Below are 16,909 nucleotides of genomic sequence, written 5' to 3'. Positions count from 1 at the left end.
CAAGTCCCCGACGAGTGAGGAAATCCCAATGCGGATCGGCTACAACCCAGAGCAGGAAGAGTTGCGACGCGAGTTGCGCGCGTACTTCACCAAGCTGATGACACCCGAGCGCGCCGACGCGCTCCGCTCCAGCGACGGCGAGATGGGGCGTGGCAACGTCTACCGCGAGACCGTCGCGCAGATGGGTAAGGACGGCTGGCTGACGCTGAGCTGGCCGAAGGAGTTCGGCGGACAGGCCCGTCCGCCGATGGACGGTCTGATCTTCAACGACGAGGCCTCCATCGCCAATGTGCCGGTGCCATTCCTGACGATCAACAGCGTCGCGCCGACCATCATGGCGTTCGGCACCGAGGAGCAGAAGAAGTTCTTCCTGCCCAAGATCGCGTCCGGCGACCTGCACTTCGCGATCGGCTACTCGGAGCCCGGCGCGGGCACCGACCTCGCCGCGCTGCGCACCACCGCGGTACGCGATGGTGACGACTACGTCATCAACGGCCAGAAGATGTGGACGAGCCTCATCGCCTACGCCGACTACGTCTGGCTGGCCGTGCGCACCAACCCCGAGGCCAAGAAGCACCGCGGTATCTCGATGCTGATCATGCCGACGACGGCCGAGGGCTTCTCCTGGACACCGGTGCACACCATGTCCGGCGTCGACACCAGCGCCACCTACTACCAGGATGTCCGGGTTCCGACGTCCAGCCTGGTGGGCGAGGAGAACGCCGGCTGGAAGCTCGTCACCAACCAGCTGAACCACGAACGCGTGGCCCTGGTCTCGGCGCAGCCGATCTTCTCCGCACTCGACGGAGTTCGCGAATGGGCGCAGAACACCAAGGACGCGCACGGCAAGCGGCTGATCGACTCGGAGTGGGTGCAGCTCAACCTCGCCCGGGTGCACGCCAAGGCCGAGGTACTCAAGCTCATCAACTGGGAACTGGCCTCCACTGAGGCCGCGCCCTCACCCGCCGACGCGTCGGCAGCCAAGGTCTTCGGTACCGAGCTGGCCACCGAGGCCTACCGCCTCCTGATGGAGGTCCTGGGCACGGCCGCAACCCTGCGCACCGACACCCCCGGCGCGCTACTGCGCGGTCGCGTCGAGCGCATGCACCGCTCCTGCCTGATCCTCACGTTCGGCGGCGGCACAAACGAGATCCAGCGCGACATCATCGGCATGGTGGCCCTCGGGCTGCCCCGGGTCAACCGCTAACCGGCGATCCAAGGACACGAGGAAAAGAACATGGACTTCACCACAACTGAGGCAGCCACCGACCTGGGTGGCCTGGTGCGCACCATCACCGAATCGGTGTGCACGCCGGAACACCAGCGCGAGTTGGACGGGCTCGACCAGCGCTTCGACCGCAACCTGTGGACCAAGCTGATCGACGCCGACGCACTGTCGACCACCGCGCCGGAGGCGTTGGGCGGCGGCGGGTTCGGCGTTCTCGAGGAGGTCGCGGTGTTGGTCGCCCTCGGGCGGCAGATGGCCGCCGTGCCCTACCTGGAGTCGGTCGTGCTCGGCGCGGGCGCCCTGGCCAAGTTCGGAACGCCTGCGCTGCAGGCCGACTGGGCCACCCCTGCGATCGCTGGCGAGAAGATCCTGACCGTTGCACTCGACGGCGACATGGGTCAGGGCCCGGTTCAGGCAACCGCCAGCGGCGCCGGGCACCGTCTGACGGGGACCCGCGCGCTGGTCGCCTATGGTCCGGTCGCCGACGCGTTCCTGGTACCCGCCGAGACGGAGTCGGGCGTGACGGTGTTTCTCGTCGCGGCCACCGATGCCGGGGTGTCGGTGGAATCACTGAGCACCACGGGCCATGGCAGCGTGGCACACCTGGACCTGCAGGGTGTCGAGGTCTCCGCCGACCGCGTGGTCGGCGGGCAAGACGTGCTCGACTGGCTGAGGACCCACGGCACGTTGGGCCGCAGCGCATTTCAGCTCGGGGTCGTCGAGCGCGCTCTGGAGCTCACGGCCCTGTACGCCCGCGAGCGTGAACAGTTCGACCGGCCGATCGGCAGCTTCCAGGCCGTCTCGTCGCGCCTGGCCGACGGGTACATCGACATCAAGGGCCTGCGCCTGACCCTGACCCAGGCGGCATGGCGGCTCTCAGAGGATCTGCCGGCCGACCTCGAGGTCAGCAGTGCGGCATTCTGGGCTGCCGAGGCTGGCCACCGGGTGGCCCACACCGCGGTGCACGTGCACGGTGGCGTGGGCATCGACACAGACCACCCCGTGCACCGGTACTTCCTGGCGGCCAAGCAGACAGAGTTCGCGGTCGGCGGAGCCACCGGTGCGCTGCTGCGCATCGGCCGCGAACTCGCCGAGACGCCCGCCTGAACCAGGTGACCACCCCGCTCAACCCGACGGTCGGTGACCTGGTGCTGCCGCTTGCCGGCGTCACCGACCGCGGAGTGCACGACGGCGAGAACTTCATCAGCTGGCGCGACCACATCGCGTCGGCCGCCGTGCTCGCTGCTGCGCTGAGGGCAAGGTTGGATCCCAACAGGCCACCGCACGTCGGTGTCCTGCTGGGCAATACACCGTTCTTCTCCAGCGTGCTGGTCGCGGCGGCGCTGGAGGGACTGGTCGTGGTTGGCCTGAACCCGACCCGCCGCGGTGCGGCACTGGCCCGCGACGTCGCGCACGCCGACTGCCAGGTGATCCTCACCGACGATGTCGAGGCGTGGGCGTCATGCGATCCCGGGGTTGCGGTCATCGACGTCACATCAAAGGGGGTCGAATCCGAGGGCGTCGAATCCAGCGACTGGACGGCCGAACTCGAGGCACACCGCGGTGCGCCCGTCACGTTCGCCGATGCCGATCCCGGCGATCTCTTCATGCTGATCTTCACCTCCGGGACCAGCGGCGAGCCCAAGGCGGTACGCATCACCCACGACAAGGTGGCCGTGCCCGGCGTGATGCTCGCGCAACGGTTCGGGCTCGGGGCCGCCGACGTGTGCTACCTGTCGATGCCGTTGTTCCACTCCAATGCGGTGCTGGCCGGGTGGGCCGTCGCAGTGGCCGCCGGCGCGTCGATCGCGTTGCGGCGCAAGTTCTCCGCATCACAGTTCATCCCGGACATCCGGCGCCACGGCGCGACGTATGCGAACTACGTCGGCAAGCCACTGTCCTATGTCCTGGCGACGCCGCCGCGCGACGACGACGCTGACAACCCGTTGCGGATCCTGTACGGCAACGAGGGCGCGCCGCGTGACCTGGTGCGGTTCAGCGAGCGGTTCGGCGTCACGGTCGTCGACGGCTTCGGGTCCACCGAGGGTGGCGTCGCCATCGCCCGGACACCCGACACTCCCGCGGGTTCGCTCGGTCCGCTGACCGACGAGGTCGCCATAGTCGACGTCGAGACGGGTGCGCCGTGCCCACCGGGCAAGGTGGGCGAGTTGATCAACCCGACCGGGCGTGGCTGGTTCCGCGGCTACTACCGCGACGAGGGCGCCGAGGCCGAGCGGATGGCCGGCGGCGTCTACCACACGGGTGATCTGGCATACCGCGACGAGGACGGGTACGCGTACTTCGCCGGACGTCTGGGCGACTGGATGCGCGTCGACGGCGAGAACCTCGGCACCGCACCGATCGAACGAATTCTGCTGCGCCACCCCGACACCATCGAGGTGGCGGTCTATGCCATCCCCGATCCGGCGGTCGGCGACCAGGTGATGGCCGCGCTGGTACTGCGCGACGGTGTCGAGTTCAGTCCCGAGGGGTTCATCGGATTCCTCACCGAACAACCCGATCTCGGCCCCAAGCAGTGGCCATCGTTCGTCCGGATCGGCACGAACCTGCCCCGCACCGAGACGTTCAAGGTCATCAAGCGGCTGCTGTCGGCGGAGGGAACCGACTGCACCGACGCGGTGTACCCGATCGCCCGGCCATGACGCTCCCCCGAGTTCGGCTCTCTGAGCTGGGTTCGGACCCCGTCTCGGTGCTGCGACTGGTGACACCTGGGTGCCCCTACACGGCGTTCGAGGAAAGTGGCGCCAATGTGCTGGTCTTCGACATCGACCGCCTCGCCGTCGACGATGATTGTGTGATGACCGAGAGTTGGCTCAAGGTGATCTACCCGGGCGTCGCCGCCCAGCAGGTCGGCGACTACGCCCATGCCTGAGCCTCGCAACGACATCGCCACAATGCTGCTCGATCGCATCGGCGATGAGCGGCTCGGGCTGCGGACCCGAACCCAGGACTGGTCCTGGGACGAGGTGGTCCGCGAATCGGCCGCGCGCGGTGCGCTGGCCGAGGCGCTTCGGGCCGACGGCCCGTTCCACATCGGCGTGCTGTTGCAGAACGTGCCTGACTTCATCTTCTGGCTCGGCGGGGCAGCCCTGGCCGGTGCCACCATCGTGGGCATCAACCCCACCCGTGGCAGCACCGAACTGGCCGCCGAGATCCGGCACGCGGACTGCCAACTGATTGTCACCGACAGCTCGGGCATGGCGCGGCTGCGCGAGCTCGACCTCGGCCTCGACGCCGACCGGTTCCTGGTGATCGACGATCCGGCGTACCTGTCAGCGGTGGCCGCGCGCCGTACCGAACCCATCGGGACGAGCGCGGGTCCCGACTCACTCGTGCTGCTGCTCTTCACCTCCGGTACCACCGGCACGTCCAAGGCGGTCCGCTGCACGCAGGGACGCCTGGCGGCGGTGGCGTACGCGGCGACGGACAAGTTCGGTCACGTGCGCGAGGACGTCGACTACTGCTGCATGCCGTTGTTCCACGGCAACGCCATCATGGCGCTGTGGGCGCCAGCGCTCGCCAACGGCGCGACGGTCTGCCTCACCCCGGCGTTCTCGGCGTCCGGATTCCTGTCCGATGTCCGGTTCTTCGGCGCGACGTTCTTCACCTATGTCGGCAAGGCGCTGGGCTATCTACTGGCCACCCCCGAGGAACCGGATGACGCCGACAACACGCTGAACCGGGGCTTCGGCACCGAGGCCTCCCCGGACGATCAGGCCGAGTTCCGGCGACGGTTCGGCGCGCAGCTCTTCGAGGGCTACGGGTCCAGCGAGGGCGGCGCGGTGGCCACGGTGGTGCCCAACGCGCCCGCGGGTGCACTCGGGCGTCCGGCACACGACGACGTGGCGATCGTCAATCCCCAAACACTCCACGACTGCCCGCGGGCGATCCTCGATCCGCACGGTCGGGTGACCAACGCCGACGCCGCGATCGGGGAGATCGTCGACAAGAACGGATCACGCAGTTTCGAGGGTTACTACAAGAACGACGGCGCCGACGCCGAGCGGGTGCGCAACGGCTGGTACTGGAGCGGTGACCTCGGCTACATCGACGAGGCCGGCTTCCTGTACTTCGCCGGACGCCGGGGCGACTGGATCCGAGTCGATGGCGAGAACACGTCGGCCCTGGTCATCGAGCGGGTCCTGCGCCGTCATCCGAGGGTTATCGCGGCAGGCGTGTACGGAGTGCCCGATCCCCGCTCGGGCGACCAGGTGATGGCGGCACTCGAGGTTGCCGATCCGGACAGCTTCGACATCGGCGCTCTGGCGAGCTATCTGACTGCGCAGAATGACCTGGGTAGCAAGGGAATTCCACGGCTCATCCGGCTCTCTGCGGACCTACCGGTGACCGGGTCGAACAAGGTGCTCAAGCGCGACCTCCAGGCGCAGCGCTGGCGTTGCGACGAACCGGTCTACCGCTGGATCGGTCGGGACCACCCCGAATACCACCGGATGACCGATGGGGACAAGCGCGAACTTGACGATGAATTCATTCGACATGGAAGGGAAAGCCTTGTCTGACTGGGATACCGAGGTCGACGTCATCGTGGCCGGTTCTGGTGCCGGTGGGGTCACCGGCGCCTACACCGCTGCCCGGGAGGGACTCGACGTCATTCTGGTCGAGGCGACCGAGAAGTTCGGCGGCACAACCGCATACTCCGGTGGCGGCGGCATGTGGTTTCCCGTCAATCCGGTGCTGCAGCGCGCCGGCACGGACGACACCATCGACGATGCGTTGGAGTACTACACCGCCGTGGTCGGCGACCGGACCCCGCGCGCACTGCAGGAGACCTACGTCCGCAGCGGCGCACCGCTGATCTCCTACCTCGAACAGGACGACCTGCTGAAGTTCCAGCTGCTGCCCTGGCCGGACTATTTCGGCAAGGCCCCCAAGGCGCGCGCCGACGGTATGCGGCATATCGCCGCCAAGGCGCTCAAGGTGGCCGCGGCGCCGGATCTGCGCGAGTTGATCCGCGGGCCGCTCGACTCTGATCGCCTCGGCGCGCCGCAGCCCGACGACTACTTCGTGGGCGGCCGCGCCCTGATCGCCCGATTCCTCATCGCGACAAGGCAATACCCGCACAGCTCGGTGCTGCTGAACACCGCGCTGACCGAACTGGTCGTCGAGGACGGCGCGGTGGTGGGCGCCATCGTGGAAACCGCAGGCAAGCGCACCGCCATCCGAGCGCGTCGCGGCGTGTTACTGGCCGCGGGTGGCTTCGAGAACAACGACGAGATGCGGGCGCGCTACGGTGTTCCCGGGTCCTCCCGGGACACCATGGGCCCGTGGGGCAATCAGGGCCTGGCGCATCTGGCGGGGATCGAAGCCGGCGCCGACACCGACCTGATGGATCAGGCCTGGTGGTCGCCTGGCCTGACTCACCCGGACGGACGCTCGGCATTCGCACTGTGGTTCACCGGCGGCATCTTCGTCGACCGCGACGGCAAGAGATTCGTCAACGAGTCGGCACCGTATGACCGTCTCGGCCGGGAGATCGTCGCCGCGATCGCGGCGGGAACCGCGTCGGTGCCGTACTGGATGGTCTATGACGACACCGACGACGGCGTTCCTCCGGTGAAGGCCACCAACGTGTCGATGGTCGAGCCCGAGAAGTATGTCGCGGCCGGGCTCTGGCACACCGCCGACACTCTTGAGGAGTTGGCCGCCAAAATTGGTGTGCCGCCGGGCAATCTGGTCCAGACCGTCGCGCGGTTCAACGATTTCGTGGCGCAGGGTGTCGATGGGGATTTCGGCCGCGGCGACGAACCCTACGATCGGGCGTTCTCGGGAGGTGCGCCGCCGCTGTACGCCATAGCGCGTCCGCCGTTCCATGCAGCCGCATTCGGCGTCTCCGACCTGGGCACCAAGGGAGGTCTGAGGACCGACTCGGCGGCTCGAGTGCTCGATACCAGCGGCAAGGTGATCGGCGGCCTGTACGCGGCAGGCAACACAATGGCCGCCCCCAGCGGCACCACCTACCCGGGCGGTGGCAATCCGATCGGCACCAGCATGGTGTTCTCGCACTTGGCGGTGCGAGACATGATCAAGGAGTAGAGGCGATGACGGATCATATTCGCGAAATCCACACCGGCGCACCGATGTCCCGGTTCGCGCGCGGCTGGCACTGTCTGGGCCTGGCGGAGTCCTTCCGGGACGGTCAACCGCACGGCATCACCGCCTTCGGCACCAAACTGGTGGTGTTCACCGACTCGGCAGGCGACCTCAAGGTCCTGGACGGCTACTGCAGGCACATGGGCGGCGACCTGTCGCAGGGCACCGTCAAGGGCGACTCCATCGCCTGCCCGTTCCACGACTGGCGCTGGGGCGGTGACGGTAAGTGCACGCTTGTCCCCTACGCCAAGCGAACACCGCGTCTGGCCCGCACTCGCAGCTGGCTCACCGACGAGGTCAACGGCCAGCTGCTGGTCTGGCACGATCCCGAGGGGTCAACGCCGGCCCCGGAACTCACCCCGCCCACCATCGAGGGCTACAACGAGGGCCAATGGTCGCCCTGGCAGTGGAGTTCGATACTGATCGAGGGCGCCCACTGCCGCGAGATCGTCGACAACAACGTCGACATGGCGCACTTCTTCTACATCCACCACGCCTACCCGACGTTCTTCAAGAACGTCATCGAGGGCCACACCGCCAGCCAGTTCATGGAGTCCAAGCCCCGGCCGGATTTCACCGCCAATCCGGAAAAGCTCTGGGAAGGAACACATCTGCGTTCCGAGGCGACGTACTTCGGTCCGGCCTACATGATCAACTGGCTGCACAACGACCTCGGCCCCGGTTTCACCGTCGAAGTGGCGCTGATCAACTGCCACTATCCGGTCAGCCACAACTCGTTCCAGCTCCAGTGGGGTGTGGCTGTGCAGCAGATGGAGGGATTGCCCGCCGATAAGGCCGCCAAGCTCGCCGCTGCGATGAACCGCTCCTTCGGCGACGGTTTCCTCGAGGACGTCGAAATCTGGAAGAACAAGACGCGTATCGATAATCCGCTGCTGACCGAGGAGGACGGCGCCGTTTACCAGCACCGCCGCTGGTATGAGCAGTTCTATGTGGACCTGGCCGATGTCACCCCCGATATGACCGACCGATTCGAGATGGAGGTGGACACCACGCACGCCTATGACGTGTGGCATCAGGAGGTGACCGACAATCTCGCCGCCCGCGACCAGGTCGCTGCCCGGCAGTAGCCTGGGCGGTGTGGGATATCGCGAGGGGCCTGCGCCCACATCTCTGCGCGGTCTGATCGAGACGACCTGGACCCTCGACGGCCCAGGTGGCGCGGCGCGTGTGCTCCCGGACGGCTGCATGGATCTGATCATCATGGGTGGTCGAATCATGATCGCCGGGCCCGACACACGCGCCCACATCAGCCATCGAGAGGCGGAGTCGTTCGCGGGCTTGCGGTTTCGCCCCGGCGTGCTGCCCCGTCTGCTCGGTGTGCCGGCCTCCGAGTTCAGAGATCAGCGAGTTCCACTGGATTCGGTGTGCGCCGTCGCCTCTGCGCGCCTCGATGTTGTCGTGGCAGACCTGTTGTCACGGCCCGCCAGGACACAGACCTCGCCATGGGCACTGCCCGCGGTGCATCACGTCACCTCACGCCTGGCCGGGGGCGCCGCGGTCAGCGGCGTCGCCCGCGAACTCGGCTGGTCGGCACGGACTCTGCAGCGCCAATGCCTGGCCGTGTACGGCTACGGACCCGCGACACTGCGCCGGATCATGCGCTTTCGGCGGGCTCTGGCACTGCTGCGCACCGGACAGTCGACGACGACAGCTGCGGCAGACGCCGGCTACTCCGACGAGTCGCACCTGCACCGCGAGGCGCGCGAGTTCTCCGGTGTGCCGCTGCGCGTGCTGACCTACGACAGCGCCGCGAACAGATCCACCGAGGTGCCGTCGGGGTCCTCGACCGTCGCATAGCGCTGGCCCCACGGCGCATCGAAGGGTGCCAACGTGCCCGGGTGCCCTGCAGCAGTGAGCCGTTCATAGACCGCGTCCACATCGCTGGTCGCTGCAAGCCCGAACGCAATGGCCACCCGACCCGGTCCAGTCGGCGGCGTCCACCCCGGGTGCATTCCCGCGATCACGTCTTCTGTGTCGAAGGCGAGCTTGTTGCCGCCCGGTAGAGCCACCTCGACATGCGGCCCCTGGGGTTGCGGCACGTCGAGCCCGAGGAGTCGATAGAACTCAAGGGATCGGCCAATGTCATTGGCGACGATCTCGACGACGGTCGACTGCACGAGGATCTCCATGTGCACTGACGTTAAACGCCTCGGCGGGGCGAGTCATGAACAAATCGGACACGTGCTCAGGTGAAGCCCGCCCAGCTACACGGCCATGAACGAGGGTTGGTTCCTAGCCCTCGCGGATACCGTCGAGGCGCTTGGTCGCATCCTCGAAACCAGCCACCAGCTCGGCGATGATGTCGGCAACGGGCCGAATCTCGTTCATCCGGCCGACGATCTGACCGACGGGCATCGCGACCGTGGTCGGGTCCGATGACTCGCTCATCCGCTGATGCGCCTCACTCACAAGGACATTCTGCAGCGGCATGGGCAGCGGCTCGGGTGCGCCCTCGGCGTCCCAGGCGTCGGTCCACCGGCTCTTGAGCAGCCGCGCGGGCTTGCCGGTGTAGACGCGCCTACGCACGGTGTCGCTGGAGGTCGCGGCAAGCAGCGCCTGCTGCACCACCGACACACCGCTCTCCGTCCGAACGCCGAGGTCGTACTCGGCGGCCGTGAGGAATGCCGATCCCATCCAGACCCCCTGCGCGCCGAGCGCGAGGGCGGCGGCGACCTGGCGACCGCTTCCGATACCACCCGCCGCCAGCACCGCGGTCTCACTACCCAGCGCGTCAACGACTTCGGGTACCAGCACCATCGAGGCGATCTCACCGGTGTGGCCGCCCGCCTCGTGGCCCTGGGCGATCACGATGTCGACGCCGTTCTCGGCGTGACGCTGGGCGTGCTTGGCGCTACCCGCCAACGCAGCCACCGGCACACCCGCGGCGTGCACCTGGTCGATGACGTCCTTGGGCGGTGAGCCGAGCGCGTTGGCGATCAGCTTGATCGGGTGTCTCAGCGCCACCTCGACGTGGCTCCGGGCAACCGAGTGCAGCCAGCCGAGTGTCCCCTCATTGCGTTCCTCACCCTCGGGCAGAGGCGGAACACCGAGATCTGCAAGGGTTTTCGCGACGAAATCGCGGTGACCCTGCGGAATCAGCTTGTCGATGTCGACCGAGGTCCCCTCGGTCGGCACCTTGGCGGGCATAACGATGTCGACGCCGTAGGGCTTACCGTCGGTGTTGGCGTCCATCCACTGCAGGACGTCCTCGAGATCGTTGGCGTCGTTGAACCGCACGCAGCCCAACATGCCCAGCCCGCCCGCGCGAGTCACCGCCGCCGCGACCTTCTCCGACGGGGTGAAGACGAAGATCGGGTACTCGATGCCGAACCGATCGCAGAGTTCAGTGCGCATCAGGTGCTAGCTCCAGCGTGCTTGGCATGGACGTCATCAGCCGGACGCTCCTCGGTCGTGTCCTTGGCCCACCGGTAGTCGGGCTTGCCCGCCGGCGAGCGCTTGACCTCGTCGACCAGCCAGAGGCTGCGTGGCACCTTGTATCCCGCAATCTCGTTGCGCACGAACGCGTCGAGTTCCGCCAGCGTCGGCTGGGCGCCTTCGCGCGCCTGCACCACGGCGGCGACGTGCTGACCGAAGCGCGGGTCGGGCACGCCGACAACAAGGGCGTCGAACACATCGGGATGCCCCTTGAGCGCGGCCTCCACCTCTTCGGGGTAGATCTTCTCGCCACCGCTGTTGATGGACACCGACCCACGGCCCAGCATCGTCACACTGCCGTCGGCCTCGACCTCGGCGTAGTCACCCGGTATCGCGTACCGCACACCCTTGATCGTCTGGAACGTCTCGGCGGTCTTCTTCTCGTCCTTGAAGTAGCCGACCGGGATGTGACCGCGCTTGGCGATGATGCCGCGCACGCCCGAACCCGGCACCACCTCATTGCCGTCGTCATCGAGCACGACGGTGTTCTTGTCGATCGTGACGCGCGGCCCGCCGGTGTGCGACTGGCCCTTCGCGACGATGCTGGTACCGCCGAAGCCCGTCTCCGAGGATCCGATCGAGTCGGTGATGATGCGGTTGGGCAGCAACTCCAGGAACTTCTCCTTGATGCTGGTGGAGAACAGCGCGGCGGTGCTCGCGAGCAGGAACAGCGATGACAGGTCGTAGGTGTTGCCCTCGTCCTGATGCGCGAGCAGCGCGTCGAGCAGCGGACGTGCCATGGCGTCACCGGTGAAGAACAGCAGGTTCACCTTGTGCTCGTGGATCATCCGCCACACCTCGTCGGCGTTGAACTCCGGCGCCAGGACCACGGTCTGACCGGAGAACAACGACATCCAGGTGGCCGACTGCGTGGCGCCGTGGATCATCGGCGGGATCGGCAGGCGAATCATCGGCGGGTTGGCGACCGCCTGCTTGGACAGGTCGTACTCATCGGCGATGGGCTCGCCCGTCGCGAAGTCGGTACCGCCGAACAGCACCCGATAGATGTCCTCGTGGCGCCACATCACACCCTTCGGGAAGCCCGTGGTGCCACCGGTGTAGAGCAGGTAGATGTCATCGGCACTGCGCGGACCGAAGTCACGCTCGGGCGAGCTCTGCTCCAGCGCGGAGTAGAACTCGACGCCGCCGTAGCGCTGGTAGTCATCATCGCTGCCGTCCTCGACCACCAGAATGGTCTTGACGTTCGGTGTCTCGGGCAGCACGTTGACCACGCGGTCGGCGTACCGGCGCTCGTGCACCAGCGCCACCATGTCCGAGTTCTCGAACAGGTAGCGCAGTTCTCCCTCGACGTAGCGGAAGTTGACGTTGACGAGAATCGCACCGGCCTTCACGATGCCGAGCATCGCGATGACGATCTCGATGCGGTTGCGGCAATAGAGGCCGACCTTGTCGTCCTTCTTGACGCCCTGGTCGATGAGGTAGTGGGCGAAGCGGTTCGCCTTCTCCTCCAACCCGGCATAAGTGAGCTGTTCGTCGCCCGCGATCAGGGCGACACGGTCAGGCACGGCATCGATCGCGTGCTCGGCAAGATCGGCAATATTCAGGGCCACAGAACCTAAACTAGAACGTGTTACATTTCGAGACAAGTCTGTGGCATCAACGCTGGAAGGCGGATATCCGTGAGCGACACCTCCACTAATCCGGAGAAGGCCCCTGACGCCCTCATTGAGCAGCGCGGACACACCCTGATCGTGACGCTCAATCGCCCCGAGGCGCGCAACGCGCTCAGCGGCGAGATGATGCGGATAATGGTCGAGGCGTGGGACCGCGTCGACGAGGATCCCGAGATCCGCACCTGCATCCTGACCGGCGCCGGTGGCTACTTCTGCGCGGGCATGGACCTCAAGGCCGCCACCAAGGCGCCGCCCGGGGACGCATTCAAGAGCGGTGCCTACGACCCGTCGAAGATCGAGGGCCTGCTCAAGGGCCGCCGGCTGCGCAAGCCGCTGATCGCCGCGGTCGAGGGCCCCGCGATCGCCGGTGGCACCGAGATCCTGCAGGGCACCGACATCCGCATCGCGGGTGAGAGCGCCAAGTTCGGCATCTCCGAGGCCAAGTGGAGCCTCTACCCGATGGGCGGTTCCGCGGTGCGGCTCCCCCGCCAGATTCCGTACACCATCGCGTGTGACCTGTTGCTGACCGGACGACACATCACGGCCGCCGAGGCCCTGTCCTACGGGCTCATCGGATACGTCGTGCCCGACGGCACCGCGCTGGACAAGGCACTCGAGATCGCCGAGGTGATCAACAACAACGGTCCGCTCGCGGTGCAGGCGATCCTGAAGACCATTCGCGAGGCCGAGGGCATGCACGAGGAAGAGGCCTTCAAGCCCGATACCGCCAACGGCATCCCGGTGTTCCTGAGCGATGACGCCAAGGAGGGCCCGCTGGCGTTCAAGGAGAAGCGGCCCCCGAACTTCCAGATGAAGTAGCTCTCGCTGCGCGAGCCCCTTGCTCTCATTTGTGAATCTGACGACGCTATTCGGCAGATTTCGTCGTCAGATTCACAAACGGCGGACGTTCAGAACACCACCGTGACGGCGGTGATCAGGTAGCCCACCGTCAGCATGACGAACCCGGCGCGGTCGAGCCAGTTCAACGGTCGGCAGTCGGCGAGCGACGGCTTCCACGCCAGAGGGAAGAACAACAGCGGCGCGATCCAGGATCCTCCGATGATCAGAACCGTCGCCACGGCCGGCAGCTGCAGATCCGCGGCACCGAGCGCGACGAGGATGACGCCCATGATGAGAAGGTCCAGATGACCTTGCCGGATCCGCCGGGTGTCGGTCATCCGCAGCCGGGTTCGCCAGCGATCCGAGCCGGCCGCCACCATCAGCCAGCCGGTCAGCACGCCAACGGTTAGCTCGAGAACTCCCGCGATGACGAATGCGCTCATCAACCCACGCTCGTCGGTTCATCCGGACGTACCGTCGCGAGTTGTCGATAGGTCTCGGGCTGGCGAGCCCGCAGGATGCGTGCGACAACCAGACCCACGACGAAGGTCACGGGGAGCACCAGGATCAGCGCCGTGTTGGTGGCGGCCCCGGCCCCGGTGAGCAGGTCGTAGTTGATGACGATGAGTATCAGTGTGCCGGTCAACGCCACGGTGGCGACCGCGGGGGCGATGAGTCGGGTGAAGACACCGTGGCCGTGGGGATCCCGCCGGAAGAAGGCCACGACCGCGGCCGAGCACAGTGCCTGCAGACCGATGATGCCCGGGATGCCGATCGCGTTGAGCCAGATGAACGTGTGGGTGTAGGGATCGGCGCCGGCAAGCGCGAAGGCCACGACGATGACGGCCGCGACAGCCGAGACGGCGAGGCTGGCCACGCCGGGCGAGCCGGACTTCGAGCGGCGGGCGAGCGGGGATGGCAGCGCATGCTCTGTGGCCAGGGCCGACAGATAGCGCGCGCTTGCGTTGTGGAAGGCCAGCGCCGCGGCGAGCGCGCTGGTGACGATCAGCACGTGCATGGCGTTGGCAACGGGTGCGCCAACCCATTGTTCGGTAGCGGTGAAGAACATGCCGGTCGGATCCTCAGTCGCCACCACGACGGCTTGCTCCGGGCCGTAGGCCATGATCGCCGCCCAGAGCACGACGGTGTAGAACAGCGCGAGGAATCCGACGGCGATGAAAGTCGCCTGCGGCACAGTACGTTTGGGATCCTTGGCTTCCTCGCTGTAGATCGCCGTCGACTCGAATCCGAGGAAAGCTCCGAACGCCAGCACGAACAGCGCGCCGACACCGGCACCGAACACGTTGCCCGGGTTGAAACTGCCGAAACTGAGGCCCTCGGCACCGCCCTGGACGATGATCGGCACCGCGAACACCACTAGCACCAGGACCTCCAGGCCCAGCAGCACTCCGAGCACTTTGGCGCTGAGGGTGATGTTCAGGTAGCCGAGGACACCGACTGCGAGCCAGCCGACAACCGCCCAGATCTGCCATGCGATGTCCACGCCCGTCAGTGACAGCACGGTGTCGTGGGCGAATACCCCTATCGCAGGGATGAAGCTGACGGCGATGAGGACATAGGACAGCACCGCGACGAACGCCGCGCCCAGTCCGACGGTACGGCCGAGCCCGCGCGAGATGTACGCGTAGAACGCGCCGGGGTTGTCGACGTGCCGGCTCATCGCGGTGAACCCAACGGCGAACACCGCCATCACGATTCCGCCCAGCAGATATCCGCCGGGCGCACCGACACCGCCGAACATCACAGCCAGTGGTGCGACACCGGACATCACCGCGAGTGGCGCAGCGGCCGCGACGACGAAGAACACCAGTCCCCACACTCCGATCGATCGGCGTGGTACCCAACGGGCGGTTGGCGGGGCCGGTGCGCTGGTGCTGTCGGTCATCAGACGTCCTCTCGGTGAACGATCTCGCCGTCGACGACGGTGAGCGGAATCGGTAGGTCGATCAGATCGTCGGCGGACACCCGCACGGGATCGTCGGCAAAGGCCGTCAGGTCGGCCCTGGCCCCCACCCGGATTCGGCCACGGTCGGTGTCGCCGAGGGCGTCGGCCGCCCACGCGGTGTAGCCAAGCAGGGCCTGTTCACCCGAGAGTCGTTGGTCCGGCTCGAAGACGTGCCCGTCGCGGTCGCCGGGACGGCGACGCAACCGGGCCCAGGCCATCCCGTACCTGGGATCGGAATCCGCGACCGGCCAGTCCGAGCCGAGGCATACCGGAGCGCCTGCGGCGATGACGTCGGCGACCCGGAAGGCTTGGGCGGCGCGGCGGCGTCCGAGTCGCCGGGCGAAGGAGTCGCTGTGGTCGGCTTGTCGCCACTGCATGTGCAGCGGCTGCATCGACGCGGTGATCTGCAGGTCGGCAAGCCGTTTCACGTCGTCGTCCTCGAGTAGTTCCAGATGCTCCAACCGGTGTCGCACGGTGCCGCCGCCACCCACATCTCGATAGCAGTCCAGGACGAACGAGACGGCCTGGTCGCCGACCGCATGGATCGCGAGTTGTATTCCGGCCGCGGTGTATTGAGCGATCACGTCCCGAAGGCGTTCGGGGTCCGGCCAGAATGGATGCGATCCACATCCGCAGGTGTCGAGCTCGCGCAGCCATGCGGTTCCGGTGTCGATCACGCCGTCGCTGAAGATCTTGATCAGCCCGGAACGCCAGCGTGGGCCGCTGCGCGCGGCGAGCTTGATGAACTCGGCGACTCCCGCGTCGTCGCGGTCGGGGTGATGCCATAGCGCGGTGACGAGTCGCACGGAGAGCCGACCCGCATCGTCGAGCGCGGCGTAGGTGTCGAGGTCGGCGGCACTGGCGTCCATCACCACACCGCCGGTCACACCGACCCGATTGAGCCCGCCAAGGACACCGGCCAGCCGATCCAGGACGGCCGCGGTATCCGTCTCAGCCTGCGCCGTGGTCAGGGGTTGGTACGCCGAGGGTTCCTTGAGTTCGCCGGTCGGCCGGCCCGCGTCGTCGACGACGACGGCCGCAGCGTCGGGGAAGGTCTCGCGGCCGGTCAGTCCGCTCTGTCGGATCGCCTCGGTCGAGACCATGGCGGTGTGCAGGTCGTAGAAGACACCGATGAGGGGCCTGCCGCTGACCGCCTCGTCGACCAGTTCGGCGTGTATGCCGGTTGCCGAGAACGCGGCGTAATCGAGGTTCCAGGCGCGGACCCACTGGCCGGCCGGTGTCCGCGCGGCTTCGGCGCGCAACGCGGTGCGTACCTGTTCGAGCGTGGTGCACCCGGCCAGGTCGGCTCCCCGGGACAGCTCGGCGCCCCAGGCCGGGTGGATGTGGGAGTCGATCAGACCCGGTGTCAGTGCTGCGCCGCGCAGGTCGATCGGGTCGGCCCCGGCGGGCGCGGCGGCCAGCACCTCGGCGGTGGTGCCGACGGCGGTGATCCTCCCGTTGACCCAACTGACCGCCTCGGCCCTGGGCTGATCGGTGTCCAGGGTGCGGATGTCGGCGTTCACGATCAACCCCGAACCAGATGTGATGGGTAGCACATGTTCCATGGGGAGGAATCGTAGACCCAAATCGATTTGGGTCAAGCCCTTACCGATTTGGGTTGGCTCTTCTGACGCTTTCCCGAGGGTTCTGCGG

Annotated in this window: 15 protein-coding genes; 9 read left to right on the top strand and 6 right to left on the bottom strand. The window is 67.0% G+C overall.

Going from position 1 to position 16,909, the window contains the following annotated elements; all coding sequences use genetic code 11:
- The first annotated feature begins 28 nt into the window (after positions 1 to 28).
- From ACZY0X_RS06545 to ACZY0X_RS06510, 8 genes are read left to right on the top strand one after another with little or no spacing between them, the layout of a single operon-like run.
- Positions 29 to 1,207: an acyl-CoA dehydrogenase family protein gene (locus ACZY0X_RS06545; RefSeq protein WP_354523691.1), complete on the top strand. Its 1,179-nt coding sequence runs from the start codon at positions 29 to 31 to the stop codon at positions 1,205 to 1,207.
- Positions 1,208 to 1,237: 30 nt separating this feature from the next.
- The gene (locus ACZY0X_RS06540) at positions 1,238 to 2,335 is read left to right on the top strand and encodes an acyl-CoA dehydrogenase family protein (protein ID WP_463768846.1); all 1,098 of its coding nucleotides are present in this window, start codon (positions 1,238 to 1,240) and stop codon (positions 2,333 to 2,335) included.
- Between the two features lie 5 nt (positions 2,336 to 2,340).
- A complete protein-coding gene (gene fadD17 / locus ACZY0X_RS06535) occupies positions 2,341 to 3,891 on the top strand; it encodes a long-chain-fatty-acid--CoA ligase FadD17 (RefSeq protein WP_463768845.1) in 1,551 nt (516 codons plus the stop codon).
- Entirely contained in the window at positions 3,888 to 4,121 is a 234-nt protein-coding gene (locus tag ACZY0X_RS06530; RefSeq protein ID WP_463768844.1) for a hypothetical protein, read from the top strand. The genes fadD17 and ACZY0X_RS06530 overlap by 4 nt, the downstream gene beginning before the upstream one ends.
- Complete coding sequence (gene casI / locus ACZY0X_RS06525) at positions 4,114 to 5,769, top strand: steroid-22-oyl-CoA synthetase (RefSeq protein WP_463768843.1); 1,656 nt, start codon at positions 4,114 to 4,116, stop codon at positions 5,767 to 5,769. The genes ACZY0X_RS06530 and casI overlap by 8 nt, the downstream gene beginning before the upstream one ends.
- Positions 5,762 to 7,303 (top strand): FAD-binding protein, encoded by a 1,542-nt coding sequence (locus ACZY0X_RS06520; RefSeq protein WP_463768842.1) that lies wholly within the window; start codon positions 5,762 to 5,764, stop codon positions 7,301 to 7,303. The genes casI and ACZY0X_RS06520 overlap by 8 nt, the downstream gene beginning before the upstream one ends.
- A gap of 5 nt (positions 7,304 to 7,308) precedes the next feature.
- Positions 7,309 to 8,448 carry a Rieske 2Fe-2S domain-containing protein gene (locus ACZY0X_RS06515; protein WP_463768841.1) on the top strand — a complete coding sequence of 380 codons (1,140 nt, stop codon included), beginning with the start codon at positions 7,309 to 7,311 and terminating at the stop codon, positions 8,446 to 8,448.
- 10 nt (positions 8,449 to 8,458) lie between these two features.
- Positions 8,459 to 9,178 carry a helix-turn-helix domain-containing protein gene (locus ACZY0X_RS06510; RefSeq protein ID WP_463768840.1) on the top strand — a complete coding sequence of 240 codons (720 nt, stop codon included), beginning with the start codon at positions 8,459 to 8,461 and terminating at the stop codon, positions 9,176 to 9,178.
- On the opposite strand, the gene ACZY0X_RS06505 is transcribed toward ACZY0X_RS06510, so the two are convergent.
- The 3 genes from ACZY0X_RS06505 to ACZY0X_RS06495 form a co-directional block, all read right to left on the bottom strand.
- On the bottom strand, positions 9,118 to 9,510 hold the full coding sequence (locus ACZY0X_RS06505) for a VOC family protein (RefSeq protein WP_463768839.1): 393 nt from the start codon (positions 9,508 to 9,510) through the stop codon (positions 9,118 to 9,120). The genes ACZY0X_RS06510 and ACZY0X_RS06505 overlap by 61 nt on opposite strands.
- Before the next feature lie 103 nt (positions 9,511 to 9,613).
- On the bottom strand, positions 9,614 to 10,735 hold the full coding sequence (locus ACZY0X_RS06500; RefSeq protein ID WP_463768838.1) for an NAD(P)H-dependent flavin oxidoreductase: 1,122 nt from the start codon (positions 10,733 to 10,735) through the stop codon (positions 9,614 to 9,616).
- Positions 10,735 to 12,423, bottom strand: a complete 1,689-nt coding sequence (locus tag ACZY0X_RS06495) for an acyl-CoA synthetase (protein ID WP_463768837.1) — start codon at positions 12,421 to 12,423, stop codon at positions 10,735 to 10,737. Before ACZY0X_RS06495 ends, ACZY0X_RS06500 begins: the two co-directional genes overlap by 1 nt.
- Before the next feature lie 33 nt (positions 12,424 to 12,456).
- Between ACZY0X_RS06495 and ACZY0X_RS06490 the strand changes: the two genes are divergently transcribed.
- Positions 12,457 to 13,269 carry a crotonase/enoyl-CoA hydratase family protein gene (locus ACZY0X_RS06490; RefSeq protein ID WP_463768836.1) on the top strand — a complete coding sequence of 271 codons (813 nt, stop codon included), beginning with the start codon at positions 12,457 to 12,459 and terminating at the stop codon, positions 13,267 to 13,269.
- An 89-nt stretch (positions 13,270 to 13,358) separates the two neighbouring features.
- Here ACZY0X_RS06490 and ACZY0X_RS06485 read toward each other — a convergent pair whose 3' ends face one another.
- Genes ACZY0X_RS06485 through ACZY0X_RS06475 form a run of 3 tightly spaced genes read right to left on the bottom strand, consistent with a single transcriptional unit; the run spans position 13,359 to position 16,821 of the window.
- The gene (locus ACZY0X_RS06485; protein WP_463768835.1) at positions 13,359 to 13,733 is read right to left on the bottom strand and encodes a hypothetical protein; all 375 of its coding nucleotides are present in this window, start codon (positions 13,731 to 13,733) and stop codon (positions 13,359 to 13,361) included.
- Positions 13,733 to 15,196: an APC family permease gene (locus ACZY0X_RS06480; protein WP_463768834.1), complete on the bottom strand. Its 1,464-nt coding sequence runs from the start codon at positions 15,194 to 15,196 to the stop codon at positions 13,733 to 13,735. The genes ACZY0X_RS06485 and ACZY0X_RS06480 overlap by 1 nt, the downstream gene beginning before the upstream one ends.
- On the bottom strand, positions 15,196 to 16,821 hold the full coding sequence (locus ACZY0X_RS06475; RefSeq protein WP_463768833.1) for an amidohydrolase: 1,626 nt from the start codon (positions 16,819 to 16,821) through the stop codon (positions 15,196 to 15,198). The genes ACZY0X_RS06480 and ACZY0X_RS06475 overlap by 1 nt, the downstream gene beginning before the upstream one ends.
- Positions 16,822 to 16,909 lie beyond the last annotated feature (88 nt).

This window comes from Mycobacterium sp. IDUB_39, from assembly GCF_055419205.1.
This window is presented reverse-complemented; position numbering and strand designations above follow the sequence as displayed.

What these genes read in the sequence shown, in the direction of transcription:
- ACZY0X_RS06545 (WP_354523691.1), top strand. Translation starts at nt 29, where the DNA reads ATGCGGATCGGCTACAACCCAGAGCAGGAAGAGTTGCGACGCGAGTTG.
- ACZY0X_RS06540 (WP_463768846.1), top strand. Translation starts at nt 1,238, where the DNA reads ATGGACTTCACCACAACTGAGGCAGCCACCGACCTGGGTGGCCTGGTG.
- ACZY0X_RS06530 (WP_463768844.1), top strand. Translation starts at nt 3,888, where the DNA reads ATGACGCTCCCCCGAGTTCGGCTCTCTGAGCTGGGTTCGGACCCCGTC.
- casI (WP_463768843.1), top strand. Translation starts at nt 4,114, where the DNA reads ATGCCTGAGCCTCGCAACGACATCGCCACAATGCTGCTCGATCGCATC.
- ACZY0X_RS06515 (WP_463768841.1), top strand. Translation starts at nt 7,309, where the DNA reads ATGACGGATCATATTCGCGAAATCCACACCGGCGCACCGATGTCCCGG.
- ACZY0X_RS06505 (WP_463768839.1), bottom strand. Translation starts at nt 9,510, where the DNA reads ATGGAGATCCTCGTGCAGTCGACCGTCGTCGAGATCGTCGCCAATGAC.
- ACZY0X_RS06500 (WP_463768838.1), bottom strand. Translation starts at nt 10,735, where the DNA reads ATGCGCACTGAACTCTGCGATCGGTTCGGCATCGAGTACCCGATCTTC.
- ACZY0X_RS06485 (WP_463768835.1), bottom strand. Translation starts at nt 13,733, where the DNA reads ATGAGCGCATTCGTCATCGCGGGAGTTCTCGAGCTAACCGTTGGCGTG.
- ACZY0X_RS06480 (WP_463768834.1), bottom strand. Translation starts at nt 15,196, where the DNA reads ATGACCGACAGCACCAGCGCACCGGCCCCGCCAACCGCCCGTTGGGTA.
- ACZY0X_RS06475 (WP_463768833.1), bottom strand. Translation starts at nt 16,821, where the DNA reads ATGGAACATGTGCTACCCATCACATCTGGTTCGGGGTTGATCGTGAAC.